The 20,270-nt window shown below is 39.6% G+C and carries 18 protein-coding genes and 1 riboswitch; of the genes, 4 read left to right on the top strand and 14 right to left on the bottom strand.

What is annotated here, in order from left to right; genetic code table 11:
• Positions 1–53: 53 nt before the first annotated feature.
• The 3 genes from racE to PQ479_RS10545 form a co-directional block, all read right to left on the bottom strand.
• Complete coding sequence (gene racE, locus PQ479_RS10555; protein WP_047990302.1) at positions 54–848, bottom strand: glutamate racemase; 795 nt, start codon at positions 846–848, stop codon at positions 54–56.
• Positions 849–887: 39 nt separating this feature from the next.
• Positions 888–1,286, bottom strand: a complete 399-nt coding sequence (locus tag PQ479_RS10550) for a MarR family winged helix-turn-helix transcriptional regulator (RefSeq protein ID WP_047990500.1) — start codon at positions 1,284–1,286, stop codon at positions 888–890.
• Positions 1,287–1,447: 161 nt separating this feature from the next.
• Positions 1,448–1,711, bottom strand: coding sequence for a hypothetical protein (locus tag PQ479_RS10545; protein WP_047990301.1), 264 nt, complete (start codon positions 1,709–1,711; stop codon positions 1,448–1,450).
• Positions 1,712–1,728: 17 nt separating this feature from the next.
• Between PQ479_RS10545 and PQ479_RS10540 the strand changes: the two genes are divergently transcribed.
• The gene (locus tag PQ479_RS10540) at positions 1,729–1,872 is read left to right on the top strand and encodes a hypothetical protein (RefSeq protein ID WP_273716971.1); all 144 of its coding nucleotides are present in this window, start codon (positions 1,729–1,731) and stop codon (positions 1,870–1,872) included.
• An 87-nt stretch (positions 1,873–1,959) separates the two neighbouring features.
• Here the strand turns inward: PQ479_RS10540 and ptsP are convergent, their stop codons facing one another.
• Positions 1,960–3,675, bottom strand: a complete 1,716-nt coding sequence (gene ptsP / locus PQ479_RS10535; protein ID WP_047990300.1) for a phosphoenolpyruvate--protein phosphotransferase — start codon at positions 3,673–3,675, stop codon at positions 1,960–1,962.
• Positions 3,675–3,938, bottom strand: coding sequence for a phosphocarrier protein HPr (locus tag PQ479_RS10530; RefSeq protein WP_047990299.1), 264 nt, complete (start codon positions 3,936–3,938; stop codon positions 3,675–3,677). Before PQ479_RS10530 ends, ptsP begins: the two co-directional genes overlap by 1 nt.
• Positions 3,939–4,474: 536 nt before the next feature.
• Here PQ479_RS10530 and PQ479_RS10525 point away from each other — a divergent pair.
• Positions 4,475–4,699, top strand: a complete 225-nt coding sequence (locus PQ479_RS10525) for a helix-turn-helix domain-containing protein (RefSeq protein WP_003320958.1) — start codon at positions 4,475–4,477, stop codon at positions 4,697–4,699.
• 164 nt (positions 4,700–4,863) lie between these two features.
• On the opposite strand, the gene sdhB is transcribed toward PQ479_RS10525, so the two are convergent.
• The 3 genes from sdhB to PQ479_RS10510 are packed head-to-tail and all read right to left on the bottom strand — an operon-like array spanning position 4,864 to position 8,022.
• Complete coding sequence (gene sdhB, locus PQ479_RS10520; RefSeq protein WP_047990298.1) at positions 4,864–5,610, bottom strand: succinate dehydrogenase iron-sulfur subunit; 747 nt, start codon at positions 5,608–5,610, stop codon at positions 4,864–4,866.
• On the bottom strand, positions 5,607–7,376 hold the full coding sequence (sdhA, locus tag PQ479_RS10515) for a succinate dehydrogenase flavoprotein subunit (protein ID WP_047990297.1): 1,770 nt from the start codon (positions 7,374–7,376) through the stop codon (positions 5,607–5,609). The genes sdhB and sdhA overlap by 4 nt, the downstream gene beginning before the upstream one ends.
• 13 nt (positions 7,377–7,389) lie before the next feature.
• Positions 7,390–8,022 (bottom strand): succinate dehydrogenase cytochrome b558 subunit, encoded by a 633-nt coding sequence (locus tag PQ479_RS10510; RefSeq protein ID WP_047990296.1) that lies wholly within the window; start codon positions 8,020–8,022, stop codon positions 7,390–7,392.
• A 1,802-nt stretch (positions 8,023–9,824) separates the two neighbouring features.
• Between PQ479_RS10510 and PQ479_RS10505 the strand changes: the two genes are divergently transcribed.
• Positions 9,825–10,265, top strand: a complete 441-nt coding sequence (locus PQ479_RS10505) for a YslB family protein (protein WP_047990295.1) — start codon at positions 9,825–9,827, stop codon at positions 10,263–10,265.
• 56 nt (positions 10,266–10,321) lie between these two features.
• Here PQ479_RS10505 and PQ479_RS10500 read toward each other — a convergent pair whose 3' ends face one another.
• The 3 genes from PQ479_RS10500 to trxA all read right to left on the bottom strand — a co-directional run bounded on the left by PQ479_RS10500 (position 10,322) and on the right by trxA (position 14,220).
• The gene (locus PQ479_RS10500) at positions 10,322–11,557 is read right to left on the bottom strand and encodes an aspartate kinase (RefSeq protein ID WP_273716970.1); all 1,236 of its coding nucleotides are present in this window, start codon (positions 11,555–11,557) and stop codon (positions 10,322–10,324) included.
• 139 nt (positions 11,558–11,696) lie between these two features.
• Positions 11,697–11,883, bottom strand: a riboswitch (Lysine riboswitch).
• A 96-nt stretch (positions 11,884–11,979) separates the two neighbouring features.
• Positions 11,980–13,761: an excinuclease ABC subunit UvrC gene (gene uvrC / locus PQ479_RS10495; RefSeq protein ID WP_047990293.1), complete on the bottom strand. Its 1,782-nt coding sequence runs from the start codon at positions 13,759–13,761 to the stop codon at positions 11,980–11,982.
• A gap of 144 nt (positions 13,762–13,905) precedes the next feature.
• Positions 13,906–14,220, bottom strand: coding sequence for a thioredoxin (trxA, locus tag PQ479_RS10490; RefSeq protein WP_047990292.1), 315 nt, complete (start codon positions 14,218–14,220; stop codon positions 13,906–13,908).
• A 356-nt stretch (positions 14,221–14,576) separates the two neighbouring features.
• Here trxA and PQ479_RS10485 point away from each other — a divergent pair, with 356 nt between their 5' ends.
• Positions 14,577–14,951 carry a hypothetical protein gene (locus tag PQ479_RS10485; RefSeq protein WP_273716969.1) on the top strand — a complete coding sequence of 125 codons (375 nt, stop codon included), beginning with the start codon at positions 14,577–14,579 and terminating at the stop codon, positions 14,949–14,951.
• 446 nt (positions 14,952–15,397) lie between these two features.
• Here the strand turns inward: PQ479_RS10485 and PQ479_RS10480 are convergent, their stop codons facing one another.
• From PQ479_RS10480 to PQ479_RS10470, 3 genes are all read right to left on the bottom strand, one after another.
• Positions 15,398–17,107 (bottom strand): long-chain-fatty-acid--CoA ligase, encoded by a 1,710-nt coding sequence (locus PQ479_RS10480; protein ID WP_047990289.1) that lies wholly within the window; start codon positions 17,105–17,107, stop codon positions 15,398–15,400.
• Between the two features lie 358 nt (positions 17,108–17,465).
• Positions 17,466–17,849 (bottom strand): DUF350 domain-containing protein, encoded by a 384-nt coding sequence (locus PQ479_RS10475; protein ID WP_047990499.1) that lies wholly within the window; start codon positions 17,847–17,849, stop codon positions 17,466–17,468.
• A gap of 47 nt (positions 17,850–17,896) precedes the next feature.
• Positions 17,897–20,248, bottom strand: a complete 2,352-nt coding sequence (locus tag PQ479_RS10470) for an endonuclease MutS2 (RefSeq protein ID WP_047990288.1) — start codon at positions 20,246–20,248, stop codon at positions 17,897–17,899.
• Between the last annotated feature and the right edge of the window lie 22 nt (positions 20,249–20,270).

The following is a 20,270-nucleotide window of genomic DNA, read 5'->3' as shown; positions in this document are numbered from 1 at the left end:
ACTAATTCGAAATACAAAAAACCTTCAGACGATGCTGAAGGTTACATCAAAAACTATAATTTTATCGATTGAACACACTCAACGTTCATTTCTAACCACTGATCAGCTAAGCGCTTAAATTGCTTGGCATCTCCAGTCGTGTAGAAGCGATGCCGCGGTGTTCTTTCACCAGTGTACAGGATGGATTGATAATATAAAAGACTACTAACCTCACGAGCAGTTTCATCACCAGATGAGATCAGTTCAACCTGTTCCCCTAACGCTTCTTGGATTGGTTCCCTCAGTAGTGGATAATGCGTACACCCTAAAATTAAAGTATCAAAATCCCTATTTTTTAAAGTTTGTAATGTATCATGAACAACAGCGGATGCTTCAGGACCGCGAAAAATTCCGCTTTCAACAAGTGGCACAAATGGTGGACACGCTAAGCTCTCTACTTTTATTTCAGAATTAATCGCAAAAAGCTCTTTCAGATAGGCCTCACTCCTGATCGTACCTTCTGTTCCGATCACAGCGATATGGTCGTTCTTTGTTGCCTTTAACGCACTTACTGCACCTGGATGGACAACGCCAATTGTCGGGATACTGAGCTTTTCATTCACTTCATCTAATACAACAGCCGCTGCTGTATTACAAGCAATAACAAGCATTTTAATGCCCTCATCCAATAAGCGATTAATCATTTGCCATGTATATGTTCGAACCTCTTCCACAGACCTTGGCCCATACGGGCATCTTGCAGAATCACCTATATAAATAATTTCTTCCTTTGGTAATTGCCTAAGTAACTCTTTAGCAACCGTGAGTCCACCTAAACCAGAATCAATGACACCAATTGGTTTAACCAATATCTTTCCCTCAATTTCTATGATGACTTACCACGTCTATTATTTACCACGCTTACGCTTCATCTCTTCATAAAGGTGGTGAAGGTTTTTTTCTAGAAAATCCACATCTTCATCTGAGAAAATATAAAGAATGTCTTTTAAGTATTCTTGTCTTTGAATAATCACTTCTTCAATGATTTTTTTCCCTTTATCTAACAGGTGAATACGGACAACCCGACGATCATTCTGATCCCTGACTCGCTCTACGAGGTCATTCTTCTCCATCCGATCGATTAAATCAGTCGTCGTACTAAATGCTAAATACATTCTGCCAGATAAATCTCCAATTGTCATATCGCCTTTTTCACTTAACCATTGTAAAGCAATAAATTGTGGTGGTGTAATTGGAAATTGATTTAAAATCTCGCGCCCTTTTTGTTTTATCATTTGTGCAATCATTCGTAAAGAACGCTCGATTTCATAAACCTTTTGCTCCTCCAAATACCGCACCTCCCTAGTTTGTTGTCGAATACTTTGTATATGCGTCGATTATTTGCTTGTACTATGTATTAGTTCATTGATGATATCTCCTTTCATTTTCCCTGTTTTCCGATAAAAGATCAAGAGTAAAAATAGTGACATAAGCCTTTGAGCCCTTTAACACCTATCCTTTCATCGACTCCCCTTTTATAAATCAGTTGCTCGGGCTTTCTCCCGCTTTTTCCGCTCACAACCCCGCGATTCGACGTTTGCTCGGGGTTACTCCTTCTTTTTACGCCCGTAACCCCGCGATTCACCGTTTGCTCGGGGTTACTCCTTCTTTTTACGCCCGCAACCCCTCGATTCGCCGTTTGCTCGGGGTTTCTCTCCCTTTTTCCGCTCACAACCCGCGATTCACCGTTTGCCCGGGGTTACTCCTTCTTTTTACGCCCGCAACCCCGCGATTCACCGTTTGCTCGGGGTTTCTCTCCCTTTTTCCGCTCACAACCCCGCGATTCACCGTTTGCTCGGGGTTACTCCCTCTTTTTCCGCCACCAACCCCTAGATTCCGCTTTTCCTCGGGCTTCTCCTCCTCATTTCACTCAAATGAAAAAAGCAACCTACACTAGCAGGCTGCTTTTTTCCATTTGGCTTATAATAAATGTTTTCGTACTTGTTCTTCAATCTCTTCAGATGTGTCTAAAGCAAATAATTGCTCGACCCATGTGCCGAGTTCTTCTTTTGAGAGATTTAATATTTGGCTTCTTGCCGGTAGTATAGACGTTGCACTCATACTAAACTCGTCCAAGCCTAGCCCTAATAAAATAGGAATAGCAACTTCATCTCCTGCCATCTCTCCACACATACCGACCCATTTTCCACCCTTGTGGGCTACCTCGATTACATTTTTAATGAGTCGAAGAATGGCTGGGTGATACGGTTGGTATAAATACGAGATGCGTTCATTCATCCGGTCGGCTGCAAGCGTATATTGGATAAGGTCATTTGTACCGATACTAAAGAAATCAACTTCCTTCACAAAACGATCGGCAGCCACAGCTGTAGAAGGGATCTCGACCATTATCCCAACTTCAATCGAGTCAGATACAGAAATGCCTTCTTCAATAAGCTTGTCTTTTTCTTCTGCTAATAAAGCTTTTGCTTGTCTTAACTCTTCTAACGTAGCAATCATTGGGAACATCACTTTTAAATTACCGTACGAGCTGGCTCTTAATAACGCACGGAGCTGAACTCTAAAGATATCAGGCATTTCCAAACATAAGCGAATAGCTCTTAAGCCTAAAAATGGGTTCATTTCTTCTGGTAAATCTAAATATGGAAGTTCTTTATCGCCACCAATGTCTAGCGTACGAATAACAACAGGCTTACCGTCCATTTTTTCTAAGACGGTTTTATACGCTTCAAACTGTTCTTCTTCAGAAGGTAGTTGGTCACGACCCATATATAAAAACTCTGTACGGAACAGACCGATGCCCTCAGCACCATTTTTTATGACACCTTCCAAGTCCTTTGTCGTTCCAATATTTGCAGCTAGCTCAACATGTGTCCCATCTGCGGTAAGCGTCCTTTCAGAAACAAGTTTTTGCCAAATTTCTTTTTCCTTTAAGTATTCAGATCTCTTTTCCTCATACTTAGAAATTTCTGCTTCTGTTGGATTAAGAATGACTGTTCCATCCATACCGTCCACAATCATCATCATACCATTTTCAATTTGAGCGGTAATATCTTTTGTTCCAACGACAGCAGGAATTTCTAATGAGCGAGACATAATGGCTGAATGTGAAGTTCTACCACCAATATTGGTTGCGAAACCTTTTATAAATTCAGGATTCATTTGAGCCGTATCAGATGGTGTTAAATCATGTGCAACAACAATAGTCTCCTCAGTAATCGTTGCGAGTGAGGTAGCTTCATAGCCGAATAAATGGCTGAGCACTCTGGTTTTTACATCATAGATGTCTGAAGCTCGTTCTTTCATATACTCGTTATCCATATTTTCGAACATATTAATAAACATCGTTGCTACCTGATTTAGTGCATAGGCAGCGTTAAATTGCTCGGTACGAATTTGATCTTTTACCGCATCAACGAGCTCCGGATCTGACAGTACTAATAAATGCGCGGCAAAAATTTCGGCTTTATCTGGCCCAAGTTTTTTTTCAGTTTCATCTTTAATTGCTGAAAGCTCTTGCTTTGAAACGGCAAGAGCTTCATCGAATCGTTGTAACTCATCTTCTACATTCTCCACCTTTGTATCATGAAGATCAAAGGAGGGTTCTTCATGCAAGAAGGCTTTAGCAATCGCAATTCCTGGAGCTGCTGCCACCCCTGTTAAGACGGTACTCATTATTCTCCAAGACCCTCCTTGATAATTGCTTCAAGCCCCGCTAATGCATCTTCTGCATCCGATCCTTCTGCTTTAATTGTAACTTCTGCTCCTTTAGCCACACCTAAAGACATAACACCCATGATTGATTTTAAGTTCACTGATTTCCCTTTATACTCTAAAGTAATGTCCGAAGAATATTGACCTGCTTTGTTCACTAATTGTGTAGCTGGACGTGCATGAATTCCTGTTTCAGCTGTGATTTTAAATGTTTTTTCTGCCATTTGTATCAACCTCTCTTTAATTAAATTTCATTATAAGTAGCTCGATGATAGCATCGATGATTATTGCCTTCCATAGTGAAGATCATGAATAAGTAGTTTTTCAAAAGGGTTGTATAACATATACATCCTTACATTACCCTTTCAAACAAAGAATTACACCAATTTTGTCTACTATTCACCCATAACTTAACGGTATACTCTTCATTTTATTAGTCTATTTACAAATAATGACCAAATATTAAGTTATAAAACCTACCAATTCAACCTCAGTATATCACGGTTAATCACGAACTCCAATATGTATATACAAGATTTTTTAATCTCTGCATAATCTTATCTAAAGCATGATTTTCCGTCAAGAATTTTGTTTACTGAGTCCACATCCAAAATTAGGTTATTTCCCTTTTTTAAAACTTTTACAAATTGATAGCACACGTTTTTTCTTTTTCACATATACTATGATGACTAAAACCCTTCACCATGGGAGTTTGAGTAACCCACATTCGCTCTTAGCCCGAGCAAGAAGGAGTGAACTCATGAAAGGAGCAGAATTCGGACCTAAACCTTTACTTACAAAAAGGGAGCGGGAAGTATTTGAGCTACTCGTCCAGGACAAAACGACGAAGGAAATTGCACAACAACTCTTCATCAGTGAGAAAACCGTAAGAAACCATATTTCTAATACAATGCAAAAGTTGGGAGTAAAGGGGCGCTCCCAAGCTGTAATTGAACTAATAAGACTAGGTGAATTACAAATTTAAAAGCACTCACTTATTTTTTGTGGGAATGTTTTTTTACGAACCTAGAAATGAAAAGAGCCGACATATGCTTATGCACATGTCGGCTCTTCTATGATAAAAATAATTGAGATTGAGAACAAATGGTATCATGCGCCATCGTTTCTCTCTATCTCGTATTTTTAGATTCATCCAAAGAAATTTTTGAATGATTGTAAAGCAGTTGAACGGTTAAGTGCAGCAATTGAAGTCGTTAAAGGAATTCCTTTTGGACATGCTTGCACACAGTTTTGTGAGTTACCACAGTTAGCTAATCCACCTTCACCCATAATTGTCTCTAAACGCTCAGCTGCGTTCATTTCCCCTGTTGGGTGTGCGTTAAAGAGACGTACTTGTGAAAGTGGCGCCGGTCCGATAAAATCTGATTTACTGTTTACATTCGGACAAGCCTCTAAACAAACACCACATGTCATACATTTTGAAAGTTCGTAAGCCCACTGGCGTTTTGATTCAGCCATACGTGGTCCAGGACCTAAATCATACGTACCATCGATCGGGATCCAAGCTTTCACTTTCTTCAACGAGTCAAACATTCTTGAACGGTCAACGACTAAGTCACGTACAACCGGAAATGTTTTCATAGGTTCTAAACGGATTGGTTGTGTTAACTTATCAACAAGTGCTGTACAAGATTGTTGAGGTTTTCCGTTAATCACCATTGAACAAGCTCCACAGACCTCTTCCAAACAGTTCATATCCCATGCTATAGGCGTTGTCTTCTCTCCTTTAGAGTTAACAGGATTACGACGAATTTCCATTAAAGCTGAAATGATGTTCATATTTGGACGATAATCGAGTTTAAACTCTTCTTCATAAGGCTCACTTGTTTGATCATCTTGACGAAGAACTTTGATTACAACTTGTTTTTCACTCATGATTTACCAGCTCCTTGTTTCTTTTGCGAGTAGTCACGTTTACGAGGTTTAATTAATGAAGTGTCTACTTCTTCATATTCAAATTCAGGTGCCTTCGTAGTTGGGTTATACGTCGCTTTTGTTGTTTTTAAGAACTCCTCATCATTACGTTCTGGGAAGTCTGGCTTAAAGTGAGCTCCACGGCTTTCATTACGATTTAATGCACCAATTGTGATAACTCGGGCAAGATTTAACATTCCTTCTAATTGGCGCGTGAATGAAGCACCTTGGTTACTCCATCTTGCTGTATCATTAATGTTAATATTTTGGTAACGTTCCATTAACTCTTGAATTTTCTCGTCTGTACTTTGTAACTTATCGTTATAACGTACAACGGTTACGTTATCAGTCATCCACTCACCTAATTCCTTGTGAAGGCTGTACGCATTTTCAGTACCATCCATCGAAAGAATACTATCGAATTTATCTTGTTCTTTCTTCAGCTCACGCTCGAATACAGAAGAAGCAACAGAATCAGCCGACTTTTCTAAACCATTGATATATTCCACAGCGTTAGGGCCTGCCACCATTCCGCCATAAATCGCTGATAATAATGAGTTAGCTCCTAAACGGTTTGCTCCATGCTGAGAGTAATCACATTCCCCCGCTGCAAATAATCCCGGAATATTCGTCATTTGGTTATAATCAATCCACATGCCACCCATTGAATAGTGAACCGCTGGGAAGATCTTCATTGGCACTTTACGTGGATCATCACCCATGAACTTTTCATAGATTTCAATAATTCCACCAAGTTTGATATCAAGTTCTTTCGGGTCTTTATGCGAAAGGTCAAGATAAACCATGTTCTCACCATTAATTCCAAGCTTGTCATCCACACAGACAGAGAAAATCTCACGCGTTGCAATATCACGCGGTACTAAGTTTCCGTATGCTGGATATCTTTCTTCTAAGAAATACCACGGCTTACCATCTTTATATGTCCAAACACGTCCACCCTCACCACGAGCAGATTCACTCATTAGACGAAGTTTGTCATCACCAGGAATCGCCGTTGGATGGATTTGAATAAATTCGCCGTTGGCGTAAGCAACACCTTGCTCATAAAGTTTGGCTGCTGCATAGCCCGTATTGATAACAGAGTTCGTTGATTTACCAAAAATAATCCCTGGACCACCTGTAGCCATAATGACAGCGTCACCTACAAATTGACGGATTTCTGAGGAATGTAGGTTCTGCGCTGTAATCCCACGACAGGTACCTTCATCATCAATAATCGCAGATGTAAATTCCCAACCTTCATATTTGGTCACAATACCACTCGCTTCATAGCGACGCACTTGCTCATCTAAAGCGTATAATAATTGTTGCCCTGTAGTTGCACCAGCAAATGCCGTTCTGTGATGTTGCGTGCCACCAAAACGACGGAAATCTAATAAACCTTCTGGTGTACGGTTAAACATAACACCCATACGGTCCATTAAATGGATAATCCCTGGAGCTGCTTCTGCCATTGCTTTTACTGGAGGTTGGTTCGCTAAGAAGTCACCACCATACACCGTATCATCAAAATGCTCATATGGTGAATCCCCTTCACCCTTTGTATTAACCGCACCATTGATACCGCCCTGTGCACAGACTGAGTGCGATCTTTTAACAGGTACAAGGGAAAATAGATCGACAGGTACACCTTTTTCTGCTGCTTTAATGGCTGCCATTAAACCGGCTAGTCCACCACCGACAACGATAATTTTGCCTTTACTCATCTATACCCTCTCCTTACATGTTTGCTAATTCTGGATTAATAAATGCAAATGTTGCTGAAAGCCCAACGTATGTTAATGCGAGGAAAAGTGCAATGGTCGCGTATGTAGCAATACGTTGTGAACGAGGTGTTACGGTAATTCCCCAAGAAACTAAGAAAGACCAAAGTCCATTAGCTAAGTGGAATGTTGCAGAAATAACACCAACAATATAAAAAACTAACATAAATGGCGAGCTTAAAATATCAGCCATCATATTATAATTTACTTCAGCATTACCTAAAGCCGCTTGAAAGCGAGTTTCGTATACATGCCATGTAATAAAAATTAATAAGAATACACCTGTAAAACGTTGCAGTGCAAACATCCAGTTTCTGAATGTACCATAACGTTGAATGTTATTTTTTGCCGTAAAAGCAATATAAATTCCATAAATGCCATGATATAAAATCGGTAAGAAAATAATGAATATTTCCATTGCATAACGGAATGGTAAATTTTCCATAAAATGTGCCGCTTGGTTAAATGACTCTGCTCCTCGTGTTGCAAAATAGTTAATGCTTAAATGCATTACTAAGAAGATACCGATCGGAATAATCCCTAATAAGGAATGTAACCGACGATTAAAATACTCTTGATTACCAGCCATGCCTTTTCCCCCCACATAAATTAATGTTTCCTATCCTGTTTGTCCAAATGGTTTCAACTACATTTTTCTTTCGTATAAATATGTACCTCCCCCGAGACATAACATACTTTGTACCAGTTCCACTTTTGAATCTTTTGGTAAGATTATGTGAAAAAAATCCGACAAATTTATTGTACTCCCATCAGATCTTGTCGTCAAGAAAACGGATACATACTTTTTATGTTATTTTATAGGAAATCTCCATTACTAACTTATCAAATAATTCTGTTGTTTGAAAGCGTTAAATTACTTTTTTATAAAGAAACACTTATTAATAATAACAGTTATTCCAATTCTATAAATAAACTTAAAATTACGAATATATTTTTATGGTATTTAAATATAATAGGCTTTTGTATGAAAGTTCAATGAGTCATGCTCACTTTTCGAGATAACTTGACCATTCGGTTTTTGTTTTTGGTCCGTTTTGAAAATCGAAAGCATCTTATCAGATGAATAAATTCATCTGATAAGATGCTTTCGATTTTCAAAACTTCACGCAGTGGCGTGAAGTTGCCAAGCAAGCTTGGCTAACGCTCCAAAAACACTTAGATTTTTGATACTAATCCTGATGGGTTACTACTCTCTCTTTTTGTTGGTGGTGGCTGGTTGTGCGGTGCGCTGAATCTTTTTGGGAAAACCCTTGCGGGTAACACCCAAAAAGTGGCGTGGCTACGCATAATATGAGAATCCTCAATACCGTTATTGAATGAAAAGCCACCAGTTAAAGAGCTAAAGAGCTAAACCACACTTTCATCTTTGTTGGTGGCGAAATGATCCCCGCTTCGCCATGGACGTTTTGTATGAAAGTTAGTGCGAACATGGAGCGTTGCTCGTCGCTACCGAAAATTATGCTCCGAGACAACCGCGTGCCGCAGGATTCTACATAATTTTTCATCCGCTGGGTACTGCTCATTCTCAAGTTCAATATCATTCTTACAACACTCATTTAAATTGATAAGAACAAAATCTAATTAAACGAAAATCCACCAAGCAAGTGAAGAAGAAATTCTAGTTGAACGAAATGCCACCAGTTAAAAAGTACAAATAAAATTGAATGAAGTGCCAGTAAGTGAAGGGGAGAGGTACAATTTTATGTTTATTGGTAAGGGTCCAGGCTATTTTTCGCCCTGATCATGTCGACCACCGCTCCTCATCGACAGGTTCTCGCCCATTTTTCATCCTGATCATGTCGACCACTGCCCTTCATCGACAGGTTCTCTGCCTTTTTTCATCCTGATCATGTCGACCACTGCCCTTCATCGACAGGGTCCAGGCTATTTTTCGCCCTGATCATGTCGACCACCGCTCCTCATCGACAGGTTCTCTGCTTTTTTTCGCCCTGATCATGTCGACCACTGCCCTTCATCGACAGGTTCTCAGCCTTTTTTCATCCTGATCATGTCGACCACCGCTCCTCATCGACAGGTTCTCGCCCATTTTTCCTCCTGAGCATGTCGACCACTGCCCTTCATCGACAGGTTCTTAGCCTTTTTTCCTCCTGAGCATGTCGACCACCGCTCCTCGTCGACAGGTTCTTTGCTTTTTTTCCTCCTGATCATGTCGACCACTGCCCTTCATCGACAGGTTCCAGGCTATTTTTCGCCCTGATCATGTCGACCACCGCTCTCAAGAAGTACGACAGCATCTCATGTCTTTGATATTCTGCTGAAAGCTATTAAATTTTACATAATTTGTGTTCGTTATCATAGAGATAATTCCTTTGAATCTATGTATAATAAAAGACGGAGAGGGTGGTTTTTATGGAACAAGAGACAAAAAATGAAGAAATCGAGCAAGAACAAGTTGAGCAGCAGGCTCCTCCTTTATTTCATTATGACTTAATTCGTAATGACTTGTTACAAGAATTATTAGGCACAGAGCATGAAAACATTTTATATTGGGGCGGAAAATCACTAGCTCGCAAATATGCTTTACATACATTCGATGAAATCATTACTTTTTTTGCACATGCTGGATGGGGTACATTAGAAATAGAAAAAAATAAAGCAACCTCAAAAACATTAGAGCTCAGTGGTGACTGGATGGGAAAAAACGACTCCCGTTGCTACCAACTTGAAGCTGGCTTTTTGGCTCAACAAATTGAACAGATGCAAAACCAAATGACTGAAGCTACTTACGATATAAAACGAAAATATGTCGTTTTTCATATTAAGTCTGATAAACATGATTCCGTTTCATAACGGATTGATGAATGAGAATAGCCACAGGTTTCAGCCCTGGCTATTCTCTTATTCTTTTAAAGCACCTCGTGGGCGACTTCTTCTGCTAGCTGGAAAGCTTCATGTAATGCTTCCACAGCAATGACCATATCATCCTCTGAAATGACCGTAGACACTTTAATTTCTGAAGTACTGACCATCTTAATACTAATGGCTTCATTTGCAAGGACATCAAACATTTGAGCAGCAACACCCGGATTAGATACCATACCCGACCCAACAATGGACACTTTGGCTAACCCTGATTCGTATTCGATGTTTTCATAATTTAATTCCATCTGTGCTTTCTCTAAAGCTGATATCGTATCTGTAAGAGTCGATTGTGTAACGGTAAATGAAATGGTTACATGCTCTGAGTCTGTTTCATTTTGGACGATGATATCAACGTTAATAAAATGTCGTGAAAGCGTACTAAAGAGTCTTGCCAACGTATTCATTTCATTAGGTAATCCTACCACTGACACCTTGGTTACATCATTTTCAAATGCAATTCCTCTTACTACTAAGCCTTTTTCCACAGAGACTACCTCCTCAATGATCGTTCCTTCTTCTTCAACCATACTTGACGCTACGACAAGTGGGACATCATAATTTTTGGCAAACTCGACGGCTCTTGGATGTAAAACCCCCGCCCCTAAATGAGCCATCTCTAACATTTCATCATACGAAATCGAATGAAGCTTTCGAGCCGCCTTCACAAAACGTGGGTCCGTTGTGAATACACCTGTAACATCGGTATAAATCTCACATCGCTTTGCCTGTAATGCAGCAGCTAAGGCAACCGCCGTTGTATCGGAACCACCACGACCTAATGTTGTAATTTGACTATCTTGTGAAATTCCTTGAAAACCAGCAACAATAACTACTTGATTTTGATGTAAAGCCGCCTCAATTTTAGTTGTATTTATATCTTGAATTTGTGCATTTCCATGCTGTGTATCTGTCTCAATTCCAGCCTGCCAGCCAGTATATGAAATGGCATCTATGCCACGTTCCAGCAAAGCCATTGTTAATAAAGCAATCGTTACTTGTTCGCCCGTTGTTAAAAGCATATCCATTTCTCTTTTGTTCGGGTTTTCAGTGAGTGCTTGAGCCATTTCTACTAAAGTATCCGTTGATTTTCCCATCGCAGAGACGACTATAACTAGGTCATTCCCTTGAGTAAAGGATTCTGCAATTCGATTTGCTACATGCTTAATTCTCTCTACTGTACCAACCGAGGTTCCACCATATTTTTGTACGATTCTAGCCAATTCCTTCATCCTCTCTTTTTGCTCCCACTTTCATCCCACAAGAAAAGCTCGATGGTTAAGGCAAAAATAAAAAGCAACGAAAAAGGAGATCCCTTCACGTTGCTTGTCATACTAAGCCGCTCCATAGCTCCCTTTATCCACGTGAGATAGTTCTCCACATAACCCTGGGTTGATTATGTGACAGCCTTATGCCTATTTAACATAAGTCCAGCATAAAAGGATCTGAGTTCCTTCTAAACTTCGGCAAATTCGCCTTTTAGGCATCTTCAATGGGGCTCATTCCCCTCCAAAGCCTTACTAATCGTTTTTGCTCCTCTACCATCACTCCCTAAAAAAGAAGTATGGCTTATTCAATTAGTTAAGAGTTTAACAAAACCTTATCCCCTATGCAAGCAAAATTTTCGATTTATTTGCTTGAAACTTTATTCACCTTGTTCCTCATGTAAAGCTTCATAAATGCTTTTTGCTACATGTAATGGAATGCCATCTAAGGCTAACTCATCAATTGTTGCTTCTTTCATTTTCTTTAATGAACCAAAGTGCTTTAGTAATTTTGTTTTTCTTTTTTCTCCGACACCTGCAACATGATCCAAGGCTGATTGTAGAAATGATTTCGAGCGAGTTTGCCTGTGAAAACTTAACGCAAAACGATGCACCTCATCCTGAATTCGTTGTAATAGATAGAATTCATGGCTATCTCTTTTTAAAGGAATTACAATAGGCGGTTCTCCCTTCAGTAACTGAGAAGTCTTATGCCTCTCGTCCTTCGCTAATCCACATATCGGTATCGTTACGTTTAATTCATCCTCTAAAACCTCCTGAGCAGCTGCAATATGCCCTCTACCACCATCAATGACAATCAAATCAGGCATCGGTAGCTTCTCACGCAAAATCCGTAAATAACGCCTTCTAACTACTTCTCGCATTGAGGCATAATCATCCGGACCTTCTACCGTTTTAATTTTATATTTTCGATACTCTTTGCGATTCGGTTTTCCATCAATAAAAGTAACCATTGCCGATACTGGGTCCGTACCTTGAATATTGGAATTATCAAAAGCCTCAATTCGATACGGGGCTTTGATTTGTAAGGCTTCCCCTAATCGTTCCACAGCCTTGACTGTACGTTCTTCATCACGTTCAATTAAGGCGAACTTTTCTATTAATGACGTTTTCGCATTTTCATTAGCGAGTTCTAATAGTTCTTTCTTTTTCCCCTTTTTTGGAACTGTCACGCTTACTTCAAGAAAAGATTCAAGCAATTCTTGATCGACAATCTCTGGAATCAAAATTTCTTTTGGTTTGATATGCTCTTTTTGACTATAAAATTGGGCGATAAATGTAAGAATATCCTCCTGGGCCTCTTTATAAAAAGGAAAAATCGAGACATCTCTTTCAATTAATTTCCCTTGACGAACAAAAAAGACTTGTACACACATCCAACCTTTATCATAAGAAAAGCCAAAAACATCCCGATCAATTCGGTCATTAATCGACATTTTTTGTTTTTCCATAACGGTATCCATATAAGTTAACGTATCTCTTAACTCTTTGGCTCTCTCAAAATTTAACTCTTCAGATGCTTGCATCATTTTATCTGTAATCTGTTGTTTAACTTCGTCATGTCCTGAACGTAGAAATTTTGTGATTTCCCTTACTAATTCTTGATTTGTCTCTTTAGAAATTTCATTGACACAAGGTGCCAAACATTGTCCGATATGATAATACAAGCAGACCTTATCAGGTAAGGTTCGACACTTTCTTAACGGGTAAAGTCGATCCAATAATTTTTTGGTTTCATTAGCCGCTCCTGCATTAGGATAAGGTCCAAAATATTTCCCACCATCTTTTTTTACTTGCCTCGTTGTAATTAGACGTGGATGCTCTTCATTGGTTACTTTTAAATAAGGGTATGATTTATCATCCCTGAGCATCACATTATATTTAGGTTCATGCTTTTTTATTAGATTGAGCTCTAATATAAGTGCTTCTATATTAGAAGAGGTTACAATATATTCAAAGTCTACAATCTCACTTACTAACCTTTGTGTTTTACCATCATGAGAACCTGTAAAGTAGGAACGCACACGGTTTTTTAACACTTTTGCTTTACCCACATAAATAATCGTTCCCTGCTCATCCTTCATTAAATAGCAGCCTGGCTTATCTGGTAAAACCGCTAGCTTCTCTTTTAAACGGCTCATATGTCTCCCACCTTTTTATCCATTACTATTATTTTACCATGAAAGTGACAGAAGTGCCTTTTCAAGGATTACACGATGCACGTATCTAGAGCAGGGTCAAAGAAAAGCGAGTAGCTACATGGCTACTCGCTTTTTCTCATACTCTTAAAGGTGCTTATTAATGAGTTCTGCTAAAGCTTCTTTCGGTTGAAAACCAACTGTTTGGTCAACAACTTCACCGTCTTTAAGTACAAGTAGTGTTGGAATACTCATCACACTGAACTTTCCAGCTGTTCCTTGATTCTCATCAACGTTTACTTTAACAATCTTTGCTTTATCACCCATGTCAGCATCTAATTCTTCAAGTACTGGAGCAATCATTTTACATGGACCACACCAAGGTGCCCAGAAGTCAACTAAAACGACACCATCACTTGTTTCTTGTGAAAATGTTTGGTCTGTTACATTAACAATAGCCATTGGATAATAGCCTCCTTCATCAAAGACAATTTCTTCTTACATTCATTATTATAACATTATCGTAAAATGTGTGCGAATGTATTGCTCGGGTTTTATTATATCCATTTTGATTGCGTTTATATGCTTTTTTCCTCGTATCTCCATACACTTTACTTCCTTGGGGTTACGAGCTCTTTTTCCGTTCATAATCTCGTGATTCTTCATTTGCACGGGCATTCTCCCTCTTTTTTCACCCGTAACCCTGAGATTCAGCGTTTGCTCGGGTTTCTTCCTCTTTTTCTTCCCGCACCCCCGCGATTCTGCTTTTACTCGGGCTTTCTCCCGCTTTTTCCGCCCGTAACCCCGTGATTCAACGTTTGCTCGGGCTTTCTCCCGCTTTTTCCGCCCGTAACCCCGCGATTCCACGTTTGCTCGGGCTTTCTCCCGCTTTTTCCGCCCGTAACCCCGCGATTCCACGTTTGCTCGGGGTTTCTCCCGCTTTTTCCGCTCGCAACCCCGCGATTCCGCTTTTACTCGGGGTTTCTCCCGCTTTTTCCGCTCGCAACCCCGCGATTCCGCTTTTACTCGGGGTTTCTCTTAGTTTTCCGCTCGCAACCCCGCGATTCTCCGTTTACTCGGGGTTTCTCCCGCTTTTTCCGCTCGCAACCCCGCGATTCTCCGTTTACTCGGGGTTTCTCTTAGTTTTTCCGCTCGTAACCCCGCGATTCCGCTTTTACTCGGGGTTTCTTTAAGTTTTTCCGCTCGCAACCCCGCGATTCCACGTTTGCTCGTATCCCTGCTCCCCGTTTGTACTCTATAAAGGCTAATCTAGGAATACCCAAAAACGATAAAATAACCATGTACACTTTGAAGCTGACAAAAAGAGAAGCTATGTTGTAGGAAAAGCGAGGACGGGAAGTAACAATAAGTCGGAAAGAAAAAGTGACGACAACGAAATCGAGTGAAGGGACTTTTATGTTGCCATCAAAGCGGGGTGAGGACAAGGAAATGGCGTGGAGAGGCGTTAATGTTGTCATCAAAGCGTGATGACGACTTCCGAGCCCCCCCAACCCTTAGCCTCCTAATAAAGTCACGACCAGTTACTCTTTCTTGGCCCTGCTCTCTAACTTATCGTCCAAGCCATAAAAAAACAGACAAGCACGGACAAACCTGCCTGTCTGTTTTGTTTGCCTTGATTTTATGCTTCTTTATCAGCTGTTTCACTAGCCTTCGCTGATTTTTGTTGTTCTTCTTCCACAAGAACTCGTCTTAATACTTTTCCAATCAGCGTCTTCGGTAACTCTTTTCTAAATTCATAAATACGAGGAACCTTATAGGCGGCTAAATGCTTACGGCAAAATTCATCTAATTCCTTCTCCGTCACCTCTTTACCTTCTTTTTTGACAATGAATGCTTTCACTGTCTCACCACGGTATTCATCTGCGACCCCAATGATGGCTACATCTGCCACTGCTTCATGTTCAAATAATACTTCTTCAATCTCTCTTGGGTAAATATTAAAACCACCTGCAATAATCATATCTTTCTTCCGGTCAACAATATAAAAGAAGCCATCTTCATCCATATAACCCATGTCACCCGTCAAAAGCCAATCACCTAGGAAGGTCTTTTCCGTTTCCTCTGGACGATTCCAATAGCCTTTCATTACTTGCGGTCCACGGATAGCTACTTCTCCTATCTCTTTCACTTCAGCTTGCTCACCTTCAGGTTTCACAATAGCCACTTCCGTATCTGGCCATGGTAAGCCAATACTTCCATGTATTCTTTTACCCCAAATTAAATTAGCCGTTGCTACAGGTGCCGATTCTGTTAACCCGTATCCTTCTACTAATTTTCCGCCAGTTACATTTTCAAACGTTTCTTGCGTATCCAAAGGTAGAGCTGCCGCTCCGCTAATACAAGCCTTAATTGTCGATAAGTCGTAATTTTCTCTCGAAGGCTCATGTAACATGGCTCGATACATAGTTGGTGCACCCGGAAACAGGGTTGGCTTTTGTTTATGAATAGTCTTTAAAGCGTCCTTCACATCAAATTTTGGTAAGAGGATACTAGTGAACCCATTCATGACAGCCAAATTCATGACAACCGTCATACCATATACATGGAAAAATGGTAATACCGCTAGCATTTTTTCTTTCCCTTCTTCAATATTATAAATCCAACTCTTACACTGATAAGTATTTACATACAAATTACGATGGGTTAGCATGACCCCTTTGGATAGTCCTGTTGTACCTCCCGTATATTGAAGTAAAGCCAAATCCTCACTTGGATTAAATGGAACTTCTGGTTCCTCCGTACTTCCTGCCTTTAACCATGGTAAAAACTCAATCGTTTCTTGATCATACTCAACACTTGTTAATGTCGGATTTTGTTTCTTTTGAACAAATGGATACAATACATTTTTCGGAAATGGTAAAAAATCTTTGATACTCGTCACGATGACATATTCTAAGGAGGTTCTTGGTCTTACCTTTTGAACTCTTGGATACACTAAATCTAAACAAATCATCACTTTTGCGCCAGAATCTTTCATCTGGTGTTCAAGCTCCCTCTCAACGTACAAAGGGTTCGTTTGAACAACGATCGCACCCGTCATTAATGCCCCGTAGTAACTAATCATGGATTGAGGACAATTTGCAAGCATAATTGCAACCCTGTCACCTTTCTTAATTCCTAGTCCCATTAATTGATTGGCGAACTTTTTTGCTTGTACATAAAGTTCTTCAAAAGTAAGTTTTTTGCCGAGAAAGTGAATCGCTTCGACATGTGGGTATTTCGTTGCTGTTCGTTTCAAACACTCGTGTAAAGGAATATCATCATACTCAAGTGTTGCGGGTACTTCTTTTGGATAATGAGCAAGCCAACGTTTATCAGTCGTAAGCATTTCGTCCTCCTTTCAAAACTTGAAACAGGTTTCTTCTACTCCATTTTATTGCAAACGCTTTCAAAAATGAACATTTTTATAGAAATTTTCCGAATTTTCGTTCGACAATTATAGACAGACTATTCTGTTCTATATCATAATTCGACAATTATCAACAAATTCCTCTGTTCTCCTTTTCAAAAAACGACCTATGCTTTCTTTAGCACAAGTCGTTTCAAATCCAAAGCTACACAATAAATAGTAAATAAATAAAACCTGCTATAAAGAATAGTACACAACAACCAATTAAAATCTTAATTAAATTCTCCAAAACTCTAGCTCCTTAAATGGGTGAGAATCTTAAACACTTTTGATGATCTTATAGAGCAACGATACAAGCACCTACTACGTAAGAGATACCTACTGATAAAATAAACGAAATGGTACCTACTGCTTTATTATTTTTAGCTAGCTCTTCATCCACTTTAAAGCTTGGACTCAAAAATTCAAAGATAAAATAGCTTAAGAGCATTAAAACAAATCCTAAGGCGCTCCAGCCTAACATAATTAACATCGAGTCTGATTGTTCAATAGAATGTCTAAAGATATTAGCAACACCCAATATTTTTCCTGCTGTAGAAAGAGCGACAGCGACATTGCCCTTTTTTAGCTCTTCCCAATTATTATACGAGGTAACAAGTTCAAAGATCGATAAAAACAAGAGAAGTGCTAACATAGCTATACTGTAATAAGCTGCTGTCATAAAAATCTCATTTTGTAAAAGTGTTTCCAAATCCTGTTACCTCCTCATTATTTTAATTCAACAACCGTATTTCCTAAGCCACCCTCGTTCATGGCCGCATCTCTAGCTGTTTTCACATGTGGGTGCCTTTTTAAAAGCTCTTTCACGCCTTTACGAAGTGCACCAGTCCCTTTACCATGAATGATTGAAACTGAATGATAGCCTGCAAGCAATGCATCATCAATGTACTTTTCGACCTTTAGCATCGCACTCTCATAACGTTCTCCTCTTAGGTCTAGTTCGTGCTTGACGTGACTTTCCATTCCTCTCACAGTTGCCAAAGGTTTCGTTTCAACCGGCTTGCTGTTTTCAATGTACTGTAAATCGTCTAAAGCGACTTTCATTTTCATAATACCCATTTGTACAATATATTCTTGTTCAGAAACCTTCTCCACAATCGACCCTTTTTGTCCAAAGCTTAATACTTTCACTTCGTCTCCTAGTCGTAATTCCTTCTGTTTCTGAGCTTGCTTCTTTATTTTCTTTTGCTTAGGTGTTAGTTTAGGAGCTGCTTGTTCTAAATGTTTTTTCGCATCAATGATTTCATGCTCTTTAACTGCTAAACCTTTCTTTTGCATATCCCTTAGCTCATCAATAATCAATTCAGCTTCTTCTCGAGCTTTGGCAACCGCTTTTTCTGCTTCAAGCTCTGCTTGCTGCAAGATTTTTTCTTTTTCTATTTGAAGCTCTTCCATTTGCTTCGTTAAATCTCGATGTAGTCTTTGGGCATCTTTACGGATTCGTTGCGCTTCTTCCTGTTCTTTGTCAGCTGTTTTTTTACTCTCTTCTAAAGACACAATCATGTTTTCAACTTGATTGGAGTCACTATCAATTTGCTCATTAGCTTTTTTAATAATGTCTTCACTTAATCCTAAACGGCGAGATATCGCAAAAGCATTACTCCGCCCAGGCACGCCAACAAGTAAGCGATAGGTTGGTCTTAATGACTGTACATCGAATTCAACACTTGCATTCATAACACCTTCACGGTTATATGCATAACCTTTCAGTTCACTATAGTGGGTAGTCGCAACAACTGATGCTCCACGCTCATACACATAGTCCAAAATAGAAATAGCTAATGCTGCACCTTCTGTCGGGTCTGTTCCAGCTCCTAACTCATCAAATAAGACGAGGCTTTGGAAATCAACTTTATCCAAAATTTGAACAATATTAGTCATATGTGAGGAGAACGTACTTAAGCTTTGTTCAATCGATTGTTCATCCCCAATATCAGCGAATATTTGCTGGTAGACAGACATGGTCGATTCTTCTTGGACAGGAACATGTAACCCAGATTGCATCATTAATGTTAATAAACCGACTGTTTTTAGGGTGACCGTTTTACCACCTGTATTAGGGCCCGTAATAATAAGAGAACGGAACTCCCCTCCCAACTCCACATCAATCGGTACAATTTCATCTGCAGATATTAAGGGATGTCTTGCTTGCTTAAGCTGAATATGGCCATGCTCATTCACAATAGGTGCGGTTGCTTTTAATACCTTTGCATAATGAGCCTTTGCAATAATTAAATCTAGCTCTGCTAATGTCTGTAAGTTATCAAGTAATTCATCCGTTATTTCGCTCACTTGTTGAGACAAATCCATTAAAATTCGCTCAATTTCTCGCTGTTCTTTTACTTTCGCTTCTCTTAATTGGTTATTCAACGTCACAACAGCTTGAGGCTCAATAAATAATGTTTGCCCAGACGAAGACTGATCGTGAACAATACCACCAAATGAGGCTCGGTATTCTTGCTTGACGGGAATAACAAAGCGTTCATTACGAATCGTAATAATCGAATCTGATAACATTTTGCTAGATGAGCGTGTCATTTGTTCCAGCTTGGAGCGAACGGACGCCTCATAGCTTCGCACTTGATGTCGAATCGTTCTTAATGCTTGGCTTGCTGAATCTAAGACATGGCCGTTATCATCAATACATTGCTTAATGGCCTTCTCAATATGTGTCAGAGGTTCTATTGTTTTTGCATGTTCATAAAGGTAAGGTAGTTCTCTTTCCTCCTCCTCAACAAGCTCAACGATAAATTTCTTTAACTGTCGACCTCCATAAATAGTACTCGCTATTTCCATTAATTCGTTTGCAGCTAATACCCCACCAATCTTGGCACGTTTTGTATGGGCGTTCACATCATAGATGCCACCAAAAGGTATTCTACCTTTAAACCTCAAAACGTTTGCACCTTCACTTGTTTCTTTTTGCCAAATGAGAATTTGTTCTTTCTCAATAGAAGGCTTAAGCTCCGATACTTTTTTTCTGCCTAAGGATGAGGAAACATGCTCACTAAGCTGCTGCTTCATTTTTTCATATTCAAGCACACGTAGTACACGTTCCATATTCGTACCCCTTTTTTCTACA

This window comes from Alkalihalobacillus pseudalcaliphilus (assembly GCF_028610675.1).
Taxonomy (GTDB): domain Bacteria; phylum Bacillota; class Bacilli; order Bacillales; family Bacillaceae_D; genus Alkalihalobacillus; species Alkalihalobacillus pseudalcaliphilus.
Note: the sequence above shows the minus strand (reverse complement) of the source record. Positions and strands in the feature narration are given on the sequence as shown.

Bases quoted from the DNA above. Each gene is read 5' to 3' on its own strand.
- PQ479_RS10480 (WP_047990289.1), bottom strand. From the start codon at position 17,107: ATGCTTACGACTGATAAACGTTGGCTTGCTCATTATCCAAAAGAAGTA.
- PQ479_RS10530 (WP_047990299.1), bottom strand. From the start codon at position 3,938: ATGGCAGAAAAAACATTTAAAATCACAGCTGAAACAGGAATTCATGCA.
- PQ479_RS10510 (WP_047990296.1), bottom strand. From the start codon at position 8,022: ATGGCTGGTAATCAAGAGTATTTTAATCGTCGGTTACATTCCTTATTA.
- PQ479_RS10550 (WP_047990500.1), bottom strand. From the start codon at position 1,286: ATGATTGCACAAATGATAAAACAAAAAGGGCGCGAGATTTTAAATCAA.
- PQ479_RS10505 (WP_047990295.1), top strand. From the start codon at position 9,825: ATGGAACAAGAGACAAAAAATGAAGAAATCGAGCAAGAACAAGTTGAG.
- sdhA (WP_047990297.1), bottom strand. From the start codon at position 7,376: ATGAGTAAAGGCAAAATTATCGTTGTCGGTGGTGGACTAGCCGGTTTA.
- ptsP (WP_047990300.1), bottom strand. From the start codon at position 3,675: ATGAGTACCGTCTTAACAGGGGTGGCAGCAGCTCCAGGAATTGCGATT.
- PQ479_RS10470 (WP_047990288.1), bottom strand. From the start codon at position 20,248: ATGGAACGTGTACTACGTGTGCTTGAATATGAAAAAATGAAGCAGCAG.
- sdhB (WP_047990298.1), bottom strand. From the start codon at position 5,610: ATGAGTGAAAAACAAGTTGTAATCAAAGTTCTTCGTCAAGATGATCAA.
- PQ479_RS10475 (WP_047990499.1), bottom strand. From the start codon at position 17,849: ATGACAGCAGCTTATTACAGTATAGCTATGTTAGCACTTCTCTTGTTT.
- trxA (WP_047990292.1), bottom strand. From the start codon at position 14,220: ATGGCTATTGTTAATGTAACAGACCAAACATTTTCACAAGAAACAAGT.
- uvrC (WP_047990293.1), bottom strand. From the start codon at position 13,761: ATGAGCCGTTTAAAAGAGAAGCTAGCGGTTTTACCAGATAAGCCAGGC.
- PQ479_RS10525 (WP_003320958.1), top strand. From the start codon at position 4,475: ATGAAAGGAGCAGAATTCGGACCTAAACCTTTACTTACAAAAAGGGAG.